Annotated in this window: 12 protein-coding genes and 2 pseudogenes; 1 reads left to right on the plus strand and 13 read right to left on the minus strand. The window is 62.1% G+C overall.

The features are described from left to right. The 10 genes and pseudogenes from EIY71_RS00165 to EIY71_RS28875 all read right to left on the minus strand — a co-directional run. Positions 1-2,778, minus strand: coding sequence for a malto-oligosyltrehalose synthase (locus EIY71_RS00165; protein ID WP_134019783.1), 2,778 nt, complete (start codon positions 2,776-2,778; stop codon positions 1-3). After that, a complete protein-coding gene (malQ, locus tag EIY71_RS00170) occupies positions 2,775-4,853 on the minus strand; it encodes a 4-alpha-glucanotransferase (RefSeq protein WP_134019786.1) in 2,079 nt (692 codons plus the stop codon). Before malQ ends, EIY71_RS00165 begins: the two co-directional genes overlap by 4 nt. Further along, a complete protein-coding gene (treZ, locus tag EIY71_RS00175) occupies positions 4,850-6,652 on the minus strand; it encodes a malto-oligosyltrehalose trehalohydrolase (protein WP_134019788.1) in 1,803 nt (600 codons plus the stop codon). The genes malQ and treZ overlap by 4 nt, the downstream gene beginning before the upstream one ends. Positions 6,653-6,670: 18 nt before the next feature. Next, the gene (gene glgA, locus EIY71_RS00180; RefSeq protein WP_085745816.1) at positions 6,671-8,257 is read right to left on the minus strand and encodes a glycogen synthase GlgA; all 1,587 of its coding nucleotides are present in this window, start codon (positions 8,255-8,257) and stop codon (positions 6,671-6,673) included. Between the two features lie 529 nt (positions 8,258-8,786). Next, positions 8,787-9,740 carry a D-2-hydroxyacid dehydrogenase family protein gene (locus EIY71_RS00185; protein ID WP_085745815.1) on the minus strand — a complete coding sequence of 318 codons (954 nt, stop codon included), beginning with the start codon at positions 9,738-9,740 and terminating at the stop codon, positions 8,787-8,789. A 13-nt stretch (positions 9,741-9,753) separates the two neighbouring features. Continuing rightward, positions 9,754-10,779, minus strand: a complete 1,026-nt coding sequence (locus EIY71_RS00190; protein ID WP_085745814.1) for an alpha/beta fold hydrolase — start codon at positions 10,777-10,779, stop codon at positions 9,754-9,756. A gap of 85 nt (positions 10,780-10,864) precedes the next feature. Next, a complete protein-coding gene (locus EIY71_RS00195) occupies positions 10,865-11,299 on the minus strand; it encodes a YqaA family protein (protein ID WP_011333971.1) in 435 nt (144 codons plus the stop codon). Further along, a complete protein-coding gene (locus EIY71_RS00200; protein WP_007957572.1) occupies positions 11,299-11,745 on the minus strand; it encodes a DUF411 domain-containing protein in 447 nt (148 codons plus the stop codon). Before EIY71_RS00200 ends, EIY71_RS00195 begins: the two co-directional genes overlap by 1 nt. A 164-nt stretch (positions 11,746-11,909) precedes the next feature. After that, positions 11,910-12,437: pseudogene (locus EIY71_RS28870) on the minus strand (methyl-accepting chemotaxis protein); the annotation flags it as partial. 333 nt (positions 12,438-12,770) lie between these two features. Beyond that, positions 12,771-13,901 (minus strand): annotated as a pseudogene (locus EIY71_RS28875) (cache and HAMP domain-containing protein); the annotation flags it as partial. Between the two features lie 382 nt (positions 13,902-14,283). On the opposite strand from EIY71_RS28875, the gene EIY71_RS00210 reads away from it, so the two are divergent. Then, the gene (locus tag EIY71_RS00210; protein WP_085745811.1) at positions 14,284-14,817 is read left to right on the plus strand and encodes a hypothetical protein; all 534 of its coding nucleotides are present in this window, start codon (positions 14,284-14,286) and stop codon (positions 14,815-14,817) included. A 40-nt stretch (positions 14,818-14,857) separates the two neighbouring features. Here EIY71_RS00210 and EIY71_RS00215 read toward each other — a convergent pair whose 3' ends face one another. Genes EIY71_RS00215 through EIY71_RS00225 form a run of 3 tightly spaced genes read right to left on the minus strand, consistent with a single transcriptional unit; the run spans position 14,858 to position 19,525 of the window. After that, complete coding sequence (locus EIY71_RS00215) at positions 14,858-15,802, minus strand: GNAT family N-acetyltransferase (RefSeq protein WP_129972786.1); 945 nt, start codon at positions 15,800-15,802, stop codon at positions 14,858-14,860. Continuing rightward, positions 15,802-17,091, minus strand: a complete 1,290-nt coding sequence (locus EIY71_RS00220) for a phenylacetate--CoA ligase family protein (RefSeq protein WP_134019790.1) — start codon at positions 17,089-17,091, stop codon at positions 15,802-15,804. The genes EIY71_RS00215 and EIY71_RS00220 overlap by 1 nt, the downstream gene beginning before the upstream one ends. After that, the gene (locus tag EIY71_RS00225; protein ID WP_134019792.1) at positions 17,075-19,525 is read right to left on the minus strand and encodes an aldehyde dehydrogenase family protein; all 2,451 of its coding nucleotides are present in this window, start codon (positions 19,523-19,525) and stop codon (positions 17,075-17,077) included. The genes EIY71_RS00220 and EIY71_RS00225 overlap by 17 nt, the downstream gene beginning before the upstream one ends. Between the last annotated feature and the right edge of the window lies 1 nt (position 19,526).

A 19,526-nucleotide genomic window follows, 5' to 3' on the forward strand; every position in this document is an offset into this window, starting at 1 on the left:
CTAGACGTGTTGGATAAGCAGATTGACCGGGAAATCCCCCAGCGCGGCGCTGACGTGCAGCTCCCTGTTTTTTGTGACTGCGGTGCTCGAAAAAAGTCCCTTCAGATTTTCGTCAGAGGCGTCGAACGGTAAAACCACCCGTGTATCGCCCCAGCGCAGCGCATCGACCATGGGTAGGGCACTGTTTTCCAGCAGTGTTGCGCAACGGATCGGTACGATCACGATGACCCGTTGCTCCCCATGCTCGCGGGCAAACGCGAGCACGTTGTGCGCCTGGCTGCCCAGCACCTCGAGGGCCTGGTACGAACCCTGGCGAAACAACTCGGTGTGGTCGGCGCGCAGGCGCAGCACCTCGGCGATCAAAGCTTGCTTGATTCGCCCGTCGCGCCAGTTCGCCAACAGTTCCTGAACCGGCCCGGGTGCCTCCAGCGCCTGCTGCCTGGCGGCGTAGTCCACTGGCCGGCGGTTGTCCGGGTCGACCATGCTGAAGTCCCAGAACTCGTTGCCTTGATACAAGTCCGGCACTCCCGGCACCGTCATGCGCAGCAAGGTTTGCGCCAGACCGTTGAGGGCGCCGGCGGCGGCGATGCTGTTGACGGTCTTGGCCAGCGCTCCGCGCAGCAGTTCGCCTTCAGGAGCCAGCAGCAGTTGTTCGGTGAACGCCTGGGCTGCGTTTTCGTAAGCCTCGTTCGGCGCGCTCCAGCTGCTTTGCAGCTTGGCTTCGCGCAGGGCTTTCTGCTGCCACTGCCAGACACGTTTGGCGTAGTCGGCGAAACCGGCCTGATCGTCGTCGCGCAGGTCCAGCGGCCAGCTGCCGAGCAGCGCCTGATAGAGGATCAACTCGTCCGCCGACGACGGCAGTTCATCGTCATCGCGCAGCGGCCGAGCGAGCGCGCGCCACAGCTCGATCTGTTCGGCGTACCAATGGCTGCGTTCGCTGAGCACGGCCAGCCGCGCGCGAGTGTCTTCGCCGCGTTTGTGGTCGTGGGTGGCGGTGGCCAGCAGGTTATCGGGGAAGCTCGCCAGACGTTGCTGGTTCACCGCGTGAAAGTCGCTGACCGGCGCGCTGAACTGCTCGGTGTTGTAACCGACGTCATTGCGCGACAGCAGCACTGCCGAGCGATACAGCGCGGTGTCTTCCACGGCTTTGGCCGCGGCCGGCGAAGTGAGCTGCTGAAAACGCACGCAGGCATGCTTCAGAATCTTGCGCGAACGGCCACGGGGTTTGCGCCTCCACGGCTGGCCGCCAAGCCAACCGGCTACGGAGTCCAGCACCGGCCAATCGGCTTCGCTCAATGTCTGCCGCGCACCGTCCATGGCCTGCTGGAAAAACACCTCGTCCCGCGCCGAGCGGCCCATCGGGGTGATGTAGGTGCGATAGACCGGGAAGTGCACGATCAACGCCTGCAACACCCGACGAATCGAGCCGAGCGTGAGGTCGCGGGTCATCAGGTCATCGCGCGCCACTTGCAGCAGGGCTTGGGCGACGCTTTCGCAATCGCTGGCCAGCGAGCCGTTGAGGATCTGTTGGCGCGCCAGTTGCGCTTCTTCGATAAACGCGGCGGGACGCTCGGTGCGGCGCTTCCACAAATCGCCCAGCACATGTTCGCCGTCCGGATCGTGTTGCAGCAGCGACAGCTGATTCATGAATTCGTAGCCGGTGCTGCCGTCCACGGACCAGTCGGTGGGCAGGGTTTCGCCGTCGCCGAGGATCTTCTCGACATAGATCGGCAAGTGCCGGCCCGGCGCCAGATGGTCGAGCCGACGGCGCAGTTTGCGGCAGTAGCCGCGCGGGTCGGCTAGACCGTCGATGTGGTCGATGCGCAGCCCATCGATCAATCCCTCGCCGATCAACTGGAAAATCTTTTGGTGAGTCGCTTCGAACACCGCCGGACGCTCGACGCGCAAACCGCCGAGTTCGTTGATGTCGAAGAAGCGCCGCCAGTTGATGTCGTCCGCCGCCGTGCGCCAACTCGCGAGGCGATAGCTTTGCCGCTCCAGCAATTGGTGCAGGCGCTGAAAACCTTCTTCGGTCTTCGAGTCGTAATGCGTCAGGTTGCGCTGAATGGCCTGGAGGATGTACGGGTCGCTGGCCAGTTGCTGAAGTTCTTCCTTGAGCGGTATGGCCAGTGAGCGGGCGTCAGTCTGATAACTGAGCGCGCTGAAGCGGTCGGCGAGGGCCTTGAGCGCTTCGTTCGGGGCGTCATCGGATTTGAGCAGTTCGCCGTAATCGCCGGGGCAGATCGGGAAGTGATGCTCGTAATGCTCGACGTGGAACGTGCCGCTCTCGGCGTTGAAAACCAGCGGCAGGGTCGCGTCCTGGAGCGCGACGCCGTAATCGCTGCCGAGAAACGGCAGCAGCAACTGGCCTTCCATCAGCGGGTCAGGGGAGTGCCACTGAATGTCGAAGAACTCACCGTAGGGGCTGAGCCGTCCCCATTCCAGCAGGTCGAGCCACCACGGGTTGTCGCCGCCACCGACCGCCATGTGATTGGAGACGATGTCGAGGATCAGCCCCATGCCGTGTTCGCGCAGGCTGGCGACCAGACGGCGCAGGGCCGGCTCGCCGCCAAGTTCCGGATTCACCCGGGTCGGGTCGACCACATCGTAGCCATGCATCGAGCCCGCGCGGGCGGCGAGCAGCGGTGAGGCATAAATGTGGCTGATGCCGAGTCGGGCGAAGTACGGCACCAGCGGCACCGCCTGATCGAGGGTGAAACCGCGATGAAATTGCAGGCGGACCGTGGCGCGCAATATCTGGATAGGCAATGCACTCATTGGTCACGCTCGGCTGCCTGAAGGCGGGCACACGCCAATAGTTCCAGACGTCTTGCTGCGTCGACACCGTCGAGCAGCGTCCCACTGGTGGCCGGCAAGCGGCGCGACCAGTTCGGGTGGGTGTCGATGGTGCCGGGCAGGTTGGCCTGCTCGTCGAGGCCCAGCGCGTCTTCCAGCGGCAACAGCACCAGCGGCGCGCGGGTGTGACCGAGGAAGCGGACAGCGGCATCGACCACTTGATCAGCCTCGTGGGATTCCTCGCGAAAGTTTTGCGGGTCCTGGCTCAGGGCGTTGCGCAGGCCTTCACGCTCCCGTTCGCGGTAACGGCGCCAGTCGATTTCGCCGTTGGCGTCGATCAGTCCCAGTCGCGCATTCCAGTCGATGTCGCGGCCGTGCCACCAGCCGTTGAGCGTTGGCAGATCGTGGGTGCTGGTGGTGGCCAGGGCGTTGTCCGGCCAGTCGAGGATCGGTTTGAAATAGGTGTTGTCCTGCTCGAACAACAGCACGCGCATGCCGAGCATGGCCCGGGCGATGAGTTTTTCCCGCAGGCCATCGGGTACGGTGCCGAGGTCTTCGCCGAGCACGATCGCTTGATGGCGATGGGATTCGAGGGTCAGCAAGCGCAGCAGGTCGTCCACCGGGTAATACAGGTAGGCGCCGTCCGCCGGGAGTGCGCCGTTGGGGATTACCCATAGCCGTTGCAGGCCCATGACATGGTCGATGCGCAGCCCGCCGGCATGGGCGAAGTTGGCGCGCAGCATGTCGATGAATGCGCGAAAGCCGTTACGCACAAGACCTTCCGGGGAAAACGCGGAAATGCCCCAGCCCTGGCCTGAGCGATTGAGTATGTCCGGTGGTGCGCCGACGGTCAGCGAAGCCAGCAGTTCGTCCTGAAAGCTCCAGGCCTGACTGCCGGCGCCGTCGGCACCCACCGCCAGGTCGGCGATCAGGCCGATGCCCATGCCGGCGCTGCGAGCGGCGGTCTGGGCGCGTTCCAGGCAGCGGTGGATCAACCACTGGCAGAACGCGAAGTAGCTGATGCGCTCGGCGTATTCTTCGGCAAACGCGCCGAGGGCGGCGCCGCGCGGGTCGTGCCAGTGTTCCGGCCATTGGCGCCAGTCGAGGTTTTCGCCACGGGCGGCGCGCATTTCCTGGATGGCTTCGAAGCGGCAGTGGTTTTCCAGCGCTTCGCCGCCGGCATCACGAAAGCTGGAGAAGTCGGCGTGCAACGGGTGTTCGCCGCTGATGAAGCCGTCGTACAAGGCTTGCAGCAGTTTCAGTTTGGCCTCGGCGGCTTTCGGCCAGTCGATCAGTTTCAGGTTTTCCAGTTGTTCGAACTGATCGTTCAGGCCAGCTGCGTCAATCGCATCGCGCAGCGCGCGCTCGCCGAGGATCGCGCCCGGTGCGGCGTACAGCGGATTGAGAAACAGCCGACTGGACGGCGAGTAAGGGCTGTAGCGCCCGGTGTCGGCGCTGAACATCGCGTGCAGCGGGCTGATCGCCAAGGCATCGGCGCCGCGCTCGCCGGCCACCCGGGCCAGTTCTTCCAGGGCCTGAGTGTCGCCGAAACCGCCATCGCCGGGACGGCGCAAGCCATAAAGCTGCACGCTCAGGCCCCACGCGCGCGGGATCGGGCTGTCCACCGCGTCACCCACGCTGAAGCAGCGTTCCGGTGCCACGGCCAGGGTGAATTGTTGATCGGCGATATGCACTTGCTGGTAGCCGACCGGAATTTCGCCGGGCAGCACGGCCTCGGCATCCAGTTTGAGGCTCAGGCGCGAGCCGTCTTCAAGGTGAATCTCGCAAGGGGTTTCGGGTTCGAAATAACGGGCCAGGTCCACGCCCACGCCAACATCGGCAGTGAGCAGTGGCGGCAGATGGCGATTTTCCTGTACCTGTTGCAGTTCAAGCAGGCTGGCGTCGATTTCCTGGGCCGTTCCGGCCGGGTGACCGAGGCCGGTCAGCACATTGCGCAGCACCGCCGGGGCGACTTTTTGCGCTCGCCCGTTGGCGTCGATCCAGTCGACGGCAAGGCCGGCTCGGCTGGCGAGAATTTCCAGTTGCGCATCGCTCATAGGCGCTCTCCATCCAAGGGTGGCAAAGGGGTTGCGGCCGTGAGGCTGACGAGCGCGCAATACGGGGGCAGTTGCCCCTCATCCGACAGGCCTGTGTCGGGTGGCTGGCGAAACAGCCACACCGAATCAGTCTGTGGAAGGTTGACCACTGGCGTATCGCTGAGGTTCAGGTCGATTCGCAGCTCGCTGCCATCGCCCAGCCGCCAGCGCGCGCTGACCGCCCCGGGCCCCAGCACCTGGGCGCCGAGTGCCTGCGTTCCGGACAGGTTGGGAATGATGTATTGATGGCGCAATTGCAGCAGTTGGCGGTACAGCGCCAACGTCTCCCGTTGCCGAGCTGTGCCGCTGCCGACCAGCCGCGGTTGTGAGGCGAGAAAGGTTTGCTCGGCGTTCGGATCGGGAATCTGCTCGCGCTTGTGTGGATCGGAGAAAGCACTGAACGCCGCAAACTCGTTACGCCGACCTTCACGTACCAGTTTCGCCAGTTCGCCATGGTGGCTGGTGAAAAACAGGAACGGTTGTTCGGCGGCGTATTCGTCGCCCATGAACATCAGGGGAATCATCGGCGACAGTAACAGCAGCGCTGTCGCAGCATCCACTGCGCGCGGGTCGGACAATTGATGCAAGCGTTCGCCGAAGGCACGGTTGCCGATCTGGTCGTGATTCTGCAGGAACAGCACGAACGCCGTGGAGGGCAGATGCTCGCTTGGCTCGCCGCGCGGTTCACCGTGGCGGGTGATGTGACCCTGAAACACGAAACCCTGGCTCAGGCAGCGGGCCAGTTGTTCGGTGGGTTGCAGTGCATAGTCCGCGTAATAGGCGTCGGTTTCACCGGTCAGCAACACGTGCAGGGCGTTATGGCCGTCGTCGTTCCACTGCGCGTCGTAGTTCTCCTCCAACAGGCTCGACTGGTTGAGTTCGTTCTCGATGGTCAGCCAAACGTAGCGGGCAGGGTCGATCTGCTGACGGATACGATGTGCCAGTTCAGGCAGAAAATCGGGGCTTTGTATGGCGTGCACCGCGTCCAGTCGCAGGCCGTCGAAGCGGTATTCCAGCAGCCACATCAAGGCGTTTTCGACGAAGAAGTCCCGCACTTCGCGACGACGAAAGTCGATGGCCGCGCCCCACGGTGTGTGTTTGTCTTCGCGGAAAAAGCCCTTGGCGTAACGATGCAGGTAATTGCCATCGGGGCCGAAGTGGTTGTAGACCACGTCCAGAATCACTGCCAGGCCATAACCGTGGGCACTGTCGATCAAATGTTTGAGTTGTTCCGGCGTGCCGTAACTGGCCTGCGGCGCGTAGTGCAGCACGCCGTCGTAGCCCCAGTTGCGATCGCCGGGAAACTGCGCGATCGGCATCAACTCGATGGCGGTGATGCCGAGCTCCGCGAGGCGTGAGAGATGCTGCTCGACTTCGGCAAATCCGCCGAGCGCGCCGACATGCAGTTCATAAATGACCGCTTCATTCCAGGGGCGCCCTTGCCACGTGGTGTTGCGCCAGGAATAACGGTGCGGATCGACCACCACGCTGTGGCGGTCGAGATCACCGTCCTGCGCCCTGGAGGCCGGGTCGGGCACCTCCAGTTCGCCATCGATATTGAAACGATAGCGGCTGCCGGCAGGGCAGCGGGTCTTGATGACAAACCAGCCCTCGCCCTGGGGCAGCATTGGCAGGGACTGGCCGTTGTCCAGCTCGACGCTGACGTAAAATGCATCCGGCGCCCACAGCGCGAATTGGGTGTGCTCGGCATCCAGCATGATCGCGCCGTGGGGCCAGCTTTCAGGTGTCCGTGACGGCATCGTTGAAAACCTCCCTGGTTATTTGTGGTGCGTTTTACCCAGCGCCTTGGCCACCAGTTGTTCGTAGAGTTCGGCGTAGGGTTCGACAGCCTTGCACCAGTTGAACGGCGCAGCCATCGCCCGGCAACGCATGGCGTGCAGCAGGTCGGGGAAAGCAAACACCTTGAACGCGCGGCTCAGGGCTTCGCGGTAGCTGTCCGCGGTCGATTCGTTGAACAGGAAACCGGTAACACCGTTTTCAATGGTGTCGGCCAGCCCGCCGGTGTTGCGTGCTACCGGCAGCGAGCCGAAGCGCTGGGCGTACATCTGGCTCAGGCCGCACGGTTCATAGCGCGATGGCATCAGCAGGAAATCGCTGCCGGCGAACATGCGGCGGGCGTCGGTTTCATTGAAGCCGATGCGCACGCCGATCTGGCCGGGGAAGCGCAGCGCCAGTTCACGCATGGCCTGTTCTTCTTCCGGTTCGCCACGGCCGATGATCGCGATCTGGCCACCGTTCTGGACGATGTATTCCGATACCGCTTCGGTCAGGTCCAGGCCTTTTTGATAGACCAGACGCGAGACCACGGCAAATAGCGGGCCTTCGGAATCTTGCAGACCGAATAGTTCGCGCACATGGGCGGCGTTCACCGCTTTGCCTTCCCAGTCGCCGATTGCAAACGGTGCAAACAGATGTGGATCGGTGGCGGCATCCCAGCTTTCATCGATGCCGTTGGGAATGCCGCTGAGCAAACCTTGCTGGGTCTTGGCGGCGAGAAAACCGTCCAGACCGCAGCCGAAATCCGGAGTGGTGATTTCCTGCGCGTAGGTGGCACTGACCGTGGTGATGTGGCTCGAATAGGCCATGCCAGCCTTGAGGAACGACATCTTGCCGTAGAACTCCATGCCTTCCTGTTGCAGGGCATGGGCGGGAATCCCGAGTTCCGGGCACGAGCCCAGGCTGGTCACGCCTTGATACGCGAGGTTGTGAATGGTGAACAGGGTCGGCGTGCGTTGCCCGCGCCAGTGCATATAGGCAGGCGCCAGCCCGGCCGGCCAGTCGTGGGCATGCACCAGATCCGGGCACCAGTGGATTTGCGCGAGGTTGGCGGCGATATCGGCGGCGGCCAGACCCAGACGGGCGAAGCGGATGTGGTTGTCCGGCCAGTCGCGACCGTTGTTGGCGCCATACGGGCCGCCGTCACGGGCATAGAGTTCAGGGCAGATCAACACATAAATCACCAGACCGTCGGGCATGTCCATGCGCCCGATCTTGCAGGGCGGCAGCGCGGCGTGCCCACCCAGTTCGCCGATGATGTGGATCGGATTCTCGCTGTTCATCACTTGCGGGTAACCGGGGATCAACACCCGGACGTCATGCAGGTGCGCCATGGCGCGGGGCAGGGCGGCAGAGACGTCTCCCAGACCGCCGGTCTTCACCAGATCGGCGATTTCCGAGGTCACGAACAACACTTTCTTCTTGTTCGGGTTCTGACTGGCCACTGGCGTCAGCGTCTTGGTGCCCGGGACGCTGATCGATCGGCTGCCGGGAACGCTTACGGTGCTCGAGTCACCCATCGGCTGATGAGCCCGTTCTCCCTGAATATCCAATGCCGCACTGATCATATGAATCTCCCGTCTTTTTTGATCTGATTCTTGTCTTGAACAAGCGATGTCCATGGCCAGGTCCTGTGGCCGGGCGCAAACGCGCCACGCATCGGTGAGCAAACGCTACCCAACACGTGCAAGCAGAATGGGTGAGGGGGCCATTGCAAGACTTGAACCAGTCGCTTTGGCCCTGCCTATCAGATGACCCGCCGCGATCTGCAAAAGTTTCGACGAATTTTTGACTTTATGACCGGCCGGTTTTACCCCGCGAAAACCAGTCTAGGCCAGATCCTAGAGCGGGCCAGGGCAATCGGATGAATTGTTCGACAATCTGTTGCGGGCTCACGAAATCCGTGGCTTTGGGAAGGCGGGCGCCCCGACGAAGTGCATGTTTGGCAGGGTTGATGATGCAAAATGGTGACCGGCCGGTCACGATTTTGGGCGCGGGTAACGTGCGAGCGCACTGTTGCGGTGCGCACAATTGTGTTGGCGGGCGGACAGCGGATGCTGCTTCACGGGCAGGAATTGCCCGCGAAGGCGAGGAGGCTCAGTTGAGCAGGCGGATCGGTTCTCCAGCTGACCAGGCTTGAATGTTGTCGATCATCTGCGAAAAGAACAGCTCATAGTTCTGGCGGCTGACGTAGCCGACATGGGGCGTGGCCAGCACGTTATCGAGGGTGCGAAACGGGTGCAGGGTCGGCAACGGCTCCTGATCGAACACGTCGAGGGCTGCACCGCCGAGGCGCTGTTTCTGCAAGGCCTTGATCAGCGCCGCCTCGTCGACAATCGGTCCGCGCGCGGTGTTGACCAGCAGCGCGGTCGGCTTCATCCAGTCCAGCGCCTGGGCATCGACCAGCCCCCGGCTGCGATCACTGAGCACCAGGTGCACCGACAGCACGTCAGACTGTTCGAACAATTGCTGCTTGCTGACATAAGTGACGCCGGCCTGCTCGGCGCGCTCGGCGGTGAGGTTTTCGCTCCAGGCGATCACGCGCATGCCGAACACCTGACCGAACTGCGCCACCCGTTGACCGATGCTGCCGAGCCCGAGAATGCCGAGGGTCTTGCCGTGCAGGTCGCCACCGAGGCCTTGCTGCCACTGGCCGGCGCGCAAGGCATTGGCTTCGTTCAGCAGATTGCGGGTGGCGGCCATGATCAGCGCCCAGGTCAGTTCCGGCGCCGCGTGTTTATAGCTGTCGGTGCCGCAGACCTTGATCCCGAGGCGAGCAGCGGCCGGCATGTCCAGCGCCGCGTTGCGCATGCCACCGGTGACCAGCAGCTTCAGATTCGGCAGGCGTTTGAGCAGGTCTTCATCGAAGCGTGTGCGTTCGCGCATCACGCAGATCACTTCGAACTGGCCCAGACGTTCGGCCAGCGTGGCGTTGTCCGCCGGGTACTCATGGACGAAGGTGACTTCGCCGAGACTGTCGAGCACCGACCAGTCAACTACGCCCCGCGCGACGTCCTGCCAGTCATCGATCACCGCAATCTGCACCGCCATCAGCGTTACCTCTTCAACGAACGGGATTGGTTTTGTCCAGCCAGCCGAGCAGTGCCTCGTGGAATTTCGCCGGCTCTTCCATCTGCGGCGCGTGGCCCATGCCGGGGAATTCCACCAGCGTGGACTGAGGAATCAGTTTTGCCACCTGCTTGCCCAGCACCTCGTAGTGGCCGATTTTGGCTTTCACTTCGGGCGGCGCAATGTCCTTGCCGATGGCGGTGGTGTCGGAAGTGCCGATCAGCATCAGGGTCGGCATCTTCAGGTCCTTGAACTCGTAGTACACCGGCTGGGTGAAGATCATGTCGTAGATAAGCGCCGAGTTCCATGCGACCTGAGTCTTGCCCGGGCCGTTGCTCAGGCCCGCGAGCATGTCGACCCAACGGTCGAATTCGGGTTTCCAGCGGCCGTCGTAATAGGTCGTGCGTTCATAGTCGCGAATGCCCTGGGCGGTGACTTTCAATTCGCGCTGATACCACTGATCGACGCTGCGATACGGCACGCCGAGGGCTTTCCAGTCTTCCAGGCCGATCGGATTGACCAGCGCCAGTTGCTCGACCTGATCCGGGTATTGCAGCGCGTAACGGGTGGCGAGCATGCCGCCGGTGGAGTGGCCGAGCAGGGTGGCTTTCTGGATGCCCAGCGCCTTGAGCAGTTTCTGGGTGTTGGCCGCCAGTTGCTGGAAGGTGTACTGGTAGTGATCGGGTTTGCTGGAGGTGCAGAAACCGATCTGGTCCGGGGCGACCACCCGGTAGCCGGCCTCGCTCAGGGCCTTGATCGAACTGTCCCAGGTCGCGCCGCAAAAATTCTTGCCGTGCATCAGCACCACGGTGCGTCCGTTGGCCTTGCCATCAGCGGCGACGTCCATGTAACCCATCTGCAGCGACTTGCCCTGGGACTGAAAGGCAAAGTGCTTGAGGGTGTAGGGATAATCGAAACCTTGCAGCTCCGGCCCGTATTGCGGGCCTTCGGCGTGAGCAAGCAGGGGCAGGGCGGCGGTCAACACCAGGCCGGGCAGCCAGCGGGTCAGCGACACAGACATAGGACAACTCCACAAGAAATCGGCCGATGCTGGAACGGCCGGATTAGGGCGACGTTAAACACAGGCAATCCCCGGGCCGGATCGTTCAACCGAGCCAGCCAAGGGTGAGCATCGCCAGCACCCCGTAGCGGGCGCCTTTGGCGAGAGTGACGATCAGCAGGAATCGCCCAAGAGGTTCGCGCATGACCCCGGCGATCAACGTCAGCGGATCGCCGATCACCGGCAGCCAACTGAGCAGCAGGGACCAGTGACCGTAACGCTGATAGTGAACGCGGGCGCGCGCCATGTGCTTCGGGCTGACCGGAAACCAGCGCCGGTCCTGAAACCGTTCCAGCCCGCGCCCCAGCCACCAGTTCACCAGCGAACCGAGGACATTGCCCAGCGTCGCCACGGCCAGCAGCCCCCACAACCAATAACGGTCGCTGACCAGCAGCCCGACCAGCACGGCCTCCGATTGCAGTGGCAATAACGTCGCCGCACCGAATGCGGCCAGGAACAGCCCGAGATAACCCGCCGTCATCAATGGGCCGGGTAATCCGCCACCACCACATCGGCACCGTCTTTCTTCAGGCCGATCACTTGATACGCATCGCTCATGCCGTCCATTTCCATGCCCGGCGAGCCCATCGGCATGCCCGGTGCGGCAACGCCCAGCAGGTCGTCACGCTTGCTCAGGGCCAGCACCTGTTCCGCCGGGACATGGCCTTCGACGAATTTGCCATTGATGATGGCGGTGTGGCAGGACGCCAGACGTGGCGGAACGCCGTGTTGCTGCTTGAAGCTGCTCATGTCGGATTCGACGTGGTCTTCGACCTTGAAGCCATTGGCTTCCAGGTGGCTGATCCACTTTTTGCAGCAGCCGCAGTTGGCGTCGCGGTGGACTTCGATCGGGATAAGGTCGGCGGCTTGCGCCAGGGAGGAGATGAACAGGGCGCTCAGGGCGGCCAGACGCAGGTGGTTTCGCATGGAGGGCTCTCGGATCAAAGGAGGAACGATCAAAAAAGGAAGGCATTTTGACCTGTTTTTCCTGCCGGGCATCAACGGAGTGTTTCCAAGTGATACGGGGCAGGCCTGCCAACATGATCGTAGATCAAAGCTGACAGGCCACTGAGCGCAAGATGACAAAACCGTCAGCGAACCTTGAAGCGCCCCATGATCGCGCTCACCCGGCTGTTGGCTTCCAGCAGCTGACGGGTGTTGAGTTCGCTGGCCTGGCCGCTTTCCACCAGCTCGTCAACCATGTGGCGGATCTGCACCATGCTGCGGTTGATCTCTTCGGTGACCGCGCTTTGCTGCTCGGCGGCGGTGGCGATCTGGGTGCTGAGGCTGTTGATGTGGCTGACCGAACCGGCCATCTCGTCGAGGCCACTGTTGACTCGCGCAGTGGCGTCCGCGGCTGACTGACAACTGGCCTGGGTGTTTTCCATGGCGCTGACCGACGAACTGACGCCCTGGGTCAGGCGGCTCAACATTTCGTTGATTTCCGAGGTGCTGGCCTGGGTACGGGCGGCGAGGGCACGCACTTCGTCTGCCACCACCGCAAAACCACGGCCCTGTTCTCCGGCACGCGCTGCTTCAATTGCCGCGTTGAGCGCCAGCAGGTTGGTCTGGCCGGCGATGGCGCCGATCACGCCGAGGATTTCGGTGATGCGCTGGGCGTCCTGCTGCATGCTTTCGACCTTGTGGGTGGCGCTGGCCACTTCGTCGATCAGTGCGACCACGCTGCTTGACGCTTCGCCAACCACCACTCGCGAACGGTCGGCGTTTTCGTTGGCGCGCTGGGTGAAGGCTGCGGTTTCAGCGGCATTCTGGGCGACGCTTTCAGCGGTCGAACTCATCTCGTTGATGGCGGTGACGGTCTGGTCGGTTTCCGAAGCGTGGCGCAGCAGAATCTGGCTGGTGTGCGCCGAGGTACGCTGCAGGTTGTCGAGGCTCGAAGCCATTGCACCAGTGGCCTGGGTGACTTCGCCGATCATGTTCTGCAGATAGGCGATAAAGGTGTTGACCGAATGCCCGATGGCGCCGAGCTCATCTTCAGCGCGGATGGTGATGCGCCGGGTCAGGTCGGCATCACCGCTGGACAGCGAATCGATGTTGGCTTTCAGCGCTTTCATGCGCGAAACCAGTTGGCGAATCGCGTAGACCTGCAACAGCACCAGCAGGATCACCAGCGGAATCTGCAGCAGGCTCAGGCTGCTGAGCACGTCGTCACGCTGGGCGGTGAGCATTTTGGTCGGCAGTGCGGTGGCGAGGAACCACGGGGTGCCTTCGATCGGGCGCATGAAGAAGGTGCTGGCTTCACCGTGGTTGTCGAATTCGACGCGCTGCGCCTGCTCGCGATTTTGCAGTCCGGCCTTGACCTGGCTGGCGAAGGTCGAGCCGCCGGCCAGTTCGCTGATGTTCTTCAGCACGATCGGCCCGCTGATGCGCGAGCTGTTGCTGATGATCTTGCCGTCGGCCTCGACGATCAGCATTTCGGCGTTGAGGTCTTTTTCCTTGCGCGCCACCAGCTCGTTGAAGAAGCCCAATGTCACGTCGATGGTCGAGACGCCCCAGGCGCTTCCGTTTTTCTGGATGGCCATGGCGCAGTTGGTGCGCGGTTCGGCGCTGGCGTCATCTTTATAGGCAGCGGCCCAGGCGCATTGGCCGCGCGGGGTCTGCATGCCGCCCTTGTACCAGCTCTGGTCGTAATAGTTGGGGGCCGCGTCGCTGTTCCAGAAGGTGTTCACCGCCAGTTTGCCGGAGGCATCGCGGTGCCAGAACGTACTGAACTTGTTGCGTCCGGCCTCACGCTGACCGGGCAGCGGCCAGATGCCGCCGCCGAAGACTTTCAGTTCGCCGTATTGATCCACCAGCCCCGGCAACACGGTGTCGATGGCCGCGCTGTCGAGCAGCGGGATGGTCTGGGTAATGCTGCGCTGTTGCGCCTGGACCTTGTTCAATTCGCCCTGGATTTGCTCGGCCACTTCAGCAATGCGGTTGAGCACCACTTGCTCTTCGGTGTGGCGCAACTTGGGCGCGACCAATTGGCTGATGCCAACCACGGTGAGCACCGACAACAACAGAATGAACAGAACCAGAAACAGCGTGTAACGAGCCTGAATGGTGCGGAATGCGGGCATGGAAACCGGTCCTTGAGCAGGGATTCTTATTGTGGGCAGGGAAAAAACAGCGCGGGTTTCCTAACGTATCGTCGGGTCCTCGGGAAGCTTTAGGTACTTTCGTCCTAAAAGAGGCGATCCCGACCAAAGGAACGTATCCGACCTGATACACGAGAACTAACCGTCCCGAACATTAGAGCAACAAACCCACTTTCATCACATTGTCATGAACGCTCTAGTCCCGTATTTCCGGGGCTGTTGCCGGTTTGTATCGTGAATGTACAAAAATTGTAAAAAAGTGCAGAAAGGAGTTGGTGCCATTAGTTTGCCGGCCGATACTCCGGGCAACTCAAAAGTGGTTCAACAAGGAATTTTTCATGTTTTCCTCGCAAGGAGCTTGCTCATGACTATCGGCTATACCGGTGCCTGGCAACCCAAGGCGGGTTTGCTGGTTCGAGATACAGGAAGCTCGAGCAAACCGGTTTCTCAAAGTGTGAAGGTCAAGCAGATGCTGGCCCTGGTCGGCAACGACCCCACCGCAATCAGTACCGCAGAGATGGACAAGCAGGGTCTGCACAAGAACATCAAGGGTTTCGATCCCACCAATGTTTCAGCCAAGCAATTGGGCAGCCTCAGTGCAATGTTGCGTAGCCGGGGCCTGATTTCCGAGATCACGTCCATGACCTTGCTCAATGCCGGCGACAAGTTCGATCGCTTCGGCATCCAGAAGGATCCGGATGCCAAGTTCAATGCGCTGGAATATTTCGCGACACAACTGGATACCATCCAGAACAACAATCTCAAGGGCAACAAGTACGCGAATACGTTGATCCCCGAGTACAAGAAAGCCATTTACGTACTGCAGAACCTGCAGACTTACGGTCAGGGCGGGGAGCGCAAGCCTCCTACCGATCAAGGTGTCAAAGCCAAGGCATGATAGACAGGGCCCGCCCCGGTAACGGGGCGGGCCCTTTCGTTTATGGGCGATTGCCGCAAGCGTGGAGTTTTGGGCGCAAGGCGACCTGCCGCTGCATCCCGTCATGCAACCGCTGCATCTGCGGGCAATGCAGCGTCAAGGATTTTGGCTGGAAACCGCGATGAAAAAGCGCCAGCCATCCTGCACTTCTGTCATCGGGCGCCAGCCCGCTGAACACGAACCCCATCGTCGATAACCGGCGCCAGGCATTGTCAAACCCTTGTGCCAGCCTGAGCCTGATCGAAATCAGCCAATGTCCGGGCAGTTGTTGCAGCTGCTTGATCAAACTGTCGTCCACTTCACTGAAAATCCCGTCATATCGCCCCCATCGCTGTTCCAGCTGCGCCGGTGCGCCGACCCAGGGCGACACGTTCGACCGCGTTCCGAACACGTCGCACATCTGCTGCATGAACTCACGGCATTCGTCCGGCCAGGTCAAGGCCGGCAGCGGGCGCTGATAACCATCGACCGGGGCGTAACCCATTACCAGCGATTCCGTCACCGCGCCGCCAAAGGGCGACGGTGCATGGTCGGGCAACAAGCCGGTGTTGTGAAAACCAAGGCCGGCAGCCATTTTCTGGGTGTAGGGATGATGGGTCATTTGCTTGATCGTGACCCCCTGATATCCCAGCGCCTGCGCATGGATCAGCAACTGTCGACTCAGTTGCGTGGCGACGTTTTGCCCACGGATCTGCGGATCTACCACGCTCAGTGCCAGTTCGGCGAGGGACGATTCTTTGTCGAGAATCAATGTGGAATGCCCAGCCACTTGACCGTTCGCCACCGCCACCAACGAGTGCCAGCGGCCGTCGGCATGGTTCTGGCTGATCATCCGGGGCAGATACACATGCGGCTGGGCGTAATGGTCGCCGTAGATCTTTCTGAACAGGCGACTGACCGCCGGAGCGTCACTGGTGCGGTAGCCTCGCAGGGTGATCGCTTCCATCAGCAAGGCTCCTGGCCAGTGCCGTTGTAGACGCGCCGATCGAGCACACGTTGACGCTTCCCGGAGCGTGGATGGCGTGCCAGTTCCTGAACCTTGCAGCAGCGAATCCGCAATACCAGCAGGTGATCGGCGCTCAGTTGCTTGATCAACGGATAGTCTTCGATCAAGGCACTGTGCAGCGTCTGGTCGGCCTCAGCGTTCACAGGTGTCAGGGCGTCCGGCGCCCAGTGCAGGCTCAGGATATCCATGGCGCCGTCCTGCTCGATCACCAGTTGCCAATCATCGCTGCCGGTGACGCGCCATACGGTGTCGCCGATCGATTGCGGCAGCAGGTTCAGAATGCCCACCCGCACGCGCTGGCTGTCGGCGCAGCGGCCCATCAACGCGAACTTGCGCCGGGGCGTTCCCGACGGCTCTCGCCAGCAAGCACGATCGCCCACCGGGTAGCGGATCAGCGGCATCAAACGGCGCGTGAGATTGGTCATCACCAGGCGCCCGACCCGGTCGCATTCATCAATCACTTCACCGGTGTGCTCGTCGAGAATTTCCAGCACACCGTGACTTTCGGGGATCCGATGCTCGCCCAGGGCACAGTCACGATGGCTGGCGCCAATGAATCCGGCATCGACACTGGCGTAGCCGATGGAGGCCACCCGGGCCTGGGGAAACACTCGCGCCAGCCGCTGCAACTGAGCATCAAACAGGCTTTCACCGGCGTAGAGCAGAGTGGTGACTTCCTTCAGAACCCGGCCGTGTTGTTCGAGCCATGCTGCGAAAGTCAACAGGTGGGCAGGCACGCCGGCCAGGACATTGATCCGGTGTCGGGCAATCGCATCGGCCAGGACACTTGGGTCGATATGGCCGGTGAAGGGAAACTCGATAACCTCCGCTTGCACATGCGCCAGCGCATCGTGGGTGAAGATGAAACTGGCATACAGGTCGCCGACGAAAAACAGGTTGGCGACGCGGTCGCCGGGGCTCAACTGCGAGCCGAGACTGCGACCGAAGTCCGCCACCAGCGTCTGCCATTCCTCGCGCCGGAACAGTGAAAACTTGCCGTCACTGGTAGTTCCTCCCGTTTTGAGGATCAGCGCGTCATTCAAAGGCGCCGTCATGACGGGCCAGTGGTCGAGGTCATGACTGCCTTTCCAGTAAGCAACGGGGTCAATCACCGGCAATTGTTCCAGCGATGTGACGGGCAGGGAAACGTCGGCGAAGTGGTTCGCATAAAAGCCCGAATGCTCTCGTGCAAACGTGACCAGTTCTTGCAGTTCAAACCCTGTGTTCATGAGCGGCTCCTTGCCTGTTTGCGCGGGGACCGACACCCCGATTGTCGATCAGCAGCGGTGTCTTGCCGCTGTGTTTGTTACGGGTAAATCCGTCGCTGCAGCAGACCTCCACGTCCACGGTCAGAAGGCCCGTCTGGATGAGCGTGGCCAGCGTCGGATACTCCAGCAGGCGACGCTGAACATCATCGGGTTGCCGTGGACTGCGAAAGCGCATGCGCTCGAGTCCGTCGGGGGCATGTTCGAGGATCAGCTGGAACTCGGTCTGCAGGTGCTCCGCCAGTAGCGCCAGGCAGATGAAGTCCGTGCCGATGCGCGTCAACCTGCCGTGACGTTGCAGCAGTTCGAAACGCGGCGTGGGCAGCCCGCAGTCACACAGACCCGGAATCCAGCGACCGCTGTCTCCGACGTCGTAGCGCTGCACGTCCTGCCCTTCACGTTCGATGGAGGTGAACACCAGACGCCCGGTTTCACCGCCGATCACCGGCCGATCGGCCTCGAATTCGACGATTTCCAGGTGCTGGATATCGCTCATCAGATGAAACACGCCATCGCCGGTGGCCGGGCAGGCATGGCCGAGCGGCCCGGCGTCGACACTGCCGTAAACGGCCGATCGGATCAGCCCGACGCCACAGTCGCGCATCAGCGCGAGGCTTTGTTCACCGGGGTGTTCGCCGCCGAGGAAGACCTTTTCGATCCCGCCATATTCGCGCAGCCGTGCCTGCTCATTGAGGAACAGACGGTTCAGGGTGCTGGGCATGCCGACCAGCACGGTGACGCGTCGGTCGATGATTATCTGCGCGATCTCGCGGTAATCGTCATCGGCCGGCGCGCCCATCGGCAGGTGCGTGGTCCCCAACATTTCCAGCACTTTGGAAAAACTGAAGAAACCGCCATACAGCCCGCCACTGAAGAACAGGTTCATCACCCGGTCGCGGCTCGGGTCGAGACCCGCCGCGAACAAACCGTCGGCGGTGGCGCGCATCTGTCGCTCAAAATCGCGGTAGCTGTAGCCGGCCAACGCCGGGGTGCCGCTGCTGCCGCCGGAGCGGAAGTACAAGCGGGCCGCCGGATGGATCGGGCGGGTGACAAAGGTGTCTTTGCTCATGATCGGCAAATCGGCCAGGCAGGGTGGTGTCGGCAGCGGATCAAGCGTGGCGCGGGTTATCAGCGCCGTGGCCGGCAGGCTGACCGACACGCGCCGGCTCAAGCGTTGCAAGGCATACACACCGTCGTGGGGTTCTCCTTCGTAGCCGTCGTGAATCAATTGCACCGGGGTAACCCGTGTAACGCCCGCAGCGATCAGCGTTTGAGCCAGTTCGGCCATTTCGTGTTCGGCACACATCAGCGCGGCGCTTTGCAGCACGTTTCGCCAAGGCAAGAGCACCTCGCAGGCTTGCGCGCGCGGCAGGGGTTTAAGCAACAGGCTGCGAAACAGCGGCGAGGGGCCGAGTGTCTGGTCGTGGCTCCAGATGACGCGCCAGTCCGGTGTTTGCCAGACCTGACCGCTGACACCGGCAAAGCTGTGAGCCAGTCGCGCCATCGCCGTGCGGGTGGTGATTTCCGAGGCCTCCTGAATCGACGGCAACAGGGCTGGCCAGTGTCGGGCGCGGCGTTCGAACGCCTCGGCAAGGCCCTCGCCGATTGAACGCAAAGTGTTTTCATCGTCACTGTCCACCAGCAGCCATTGCGGGCTGGAGCAGGCCTGCTGATCGAGGCGGCAGACTTCATCGGCCGCGGCGTCCAGGGCTTGCGGCGTGACCGCTGCCGGTGTCAGGTAGATGAAGCTGATGCGGTGGCCCCAGTCGATCCAGCGACAGCCGGGCGCCAGTTGCTGGCGGATGGCTTGCAGTGCTGATTCACCGCCCCACGCTGAAACGCCGTTGGCCTGTTGGCACAGTTGACCGATCTGGGCCGTGCTGGCCGGAACGACGGCGACATGCGCGGCGATCTGGCCGGTCGCATCGCACTGCGCCAATTCATGAAGTAATTGCGCCGTCACACCCTGATCGCTGCTGCTGGGGCGCAACCAGTTGACGTTGCCGGCCAGCAGGCCTTCGATCACCGCACTGAAAGCCAGCAGCGGCGCATTGCCGGGGGTGATGTGGACCACCAGGCCCAGCGGGCTCCAGCGTTCAAAGCGTGACTGGCGATAGTCGAAGCGACGCAGGCTGCCCGGTTGCTCGCCGAGCTCGCGCTCAAGCTTGCACCGAAGGCCAGCGGGTTGGCAGAACTCGATCAGTGACTGACGTTGCTCGGGATCGATGGGCAATGCCCTGTGCGGGTCTTGCAGACGTTCGGCAAAAGTGGCTGCTGCGCCAAGCACAGTCGACGTGTCGAGCGCCGTGGCCAACCGTTGTGGCAAATCCGGATAAAGTTGTTCCAGCGCGAATTCCAGAGTGCAGTCGTTGTGAAGCTTTCCGTTGATCAGGTACATA

This window comes from Pseudomonas sp. CH235, assembly GCF_004368175.1.
GTDB lineage: Bacteria > Pseudomonadota > Gammaproteobacteria > Pseudomonadales > Pseudomonadaceae > Aquipseudomonas > Aquipseudomonas paraglycinae.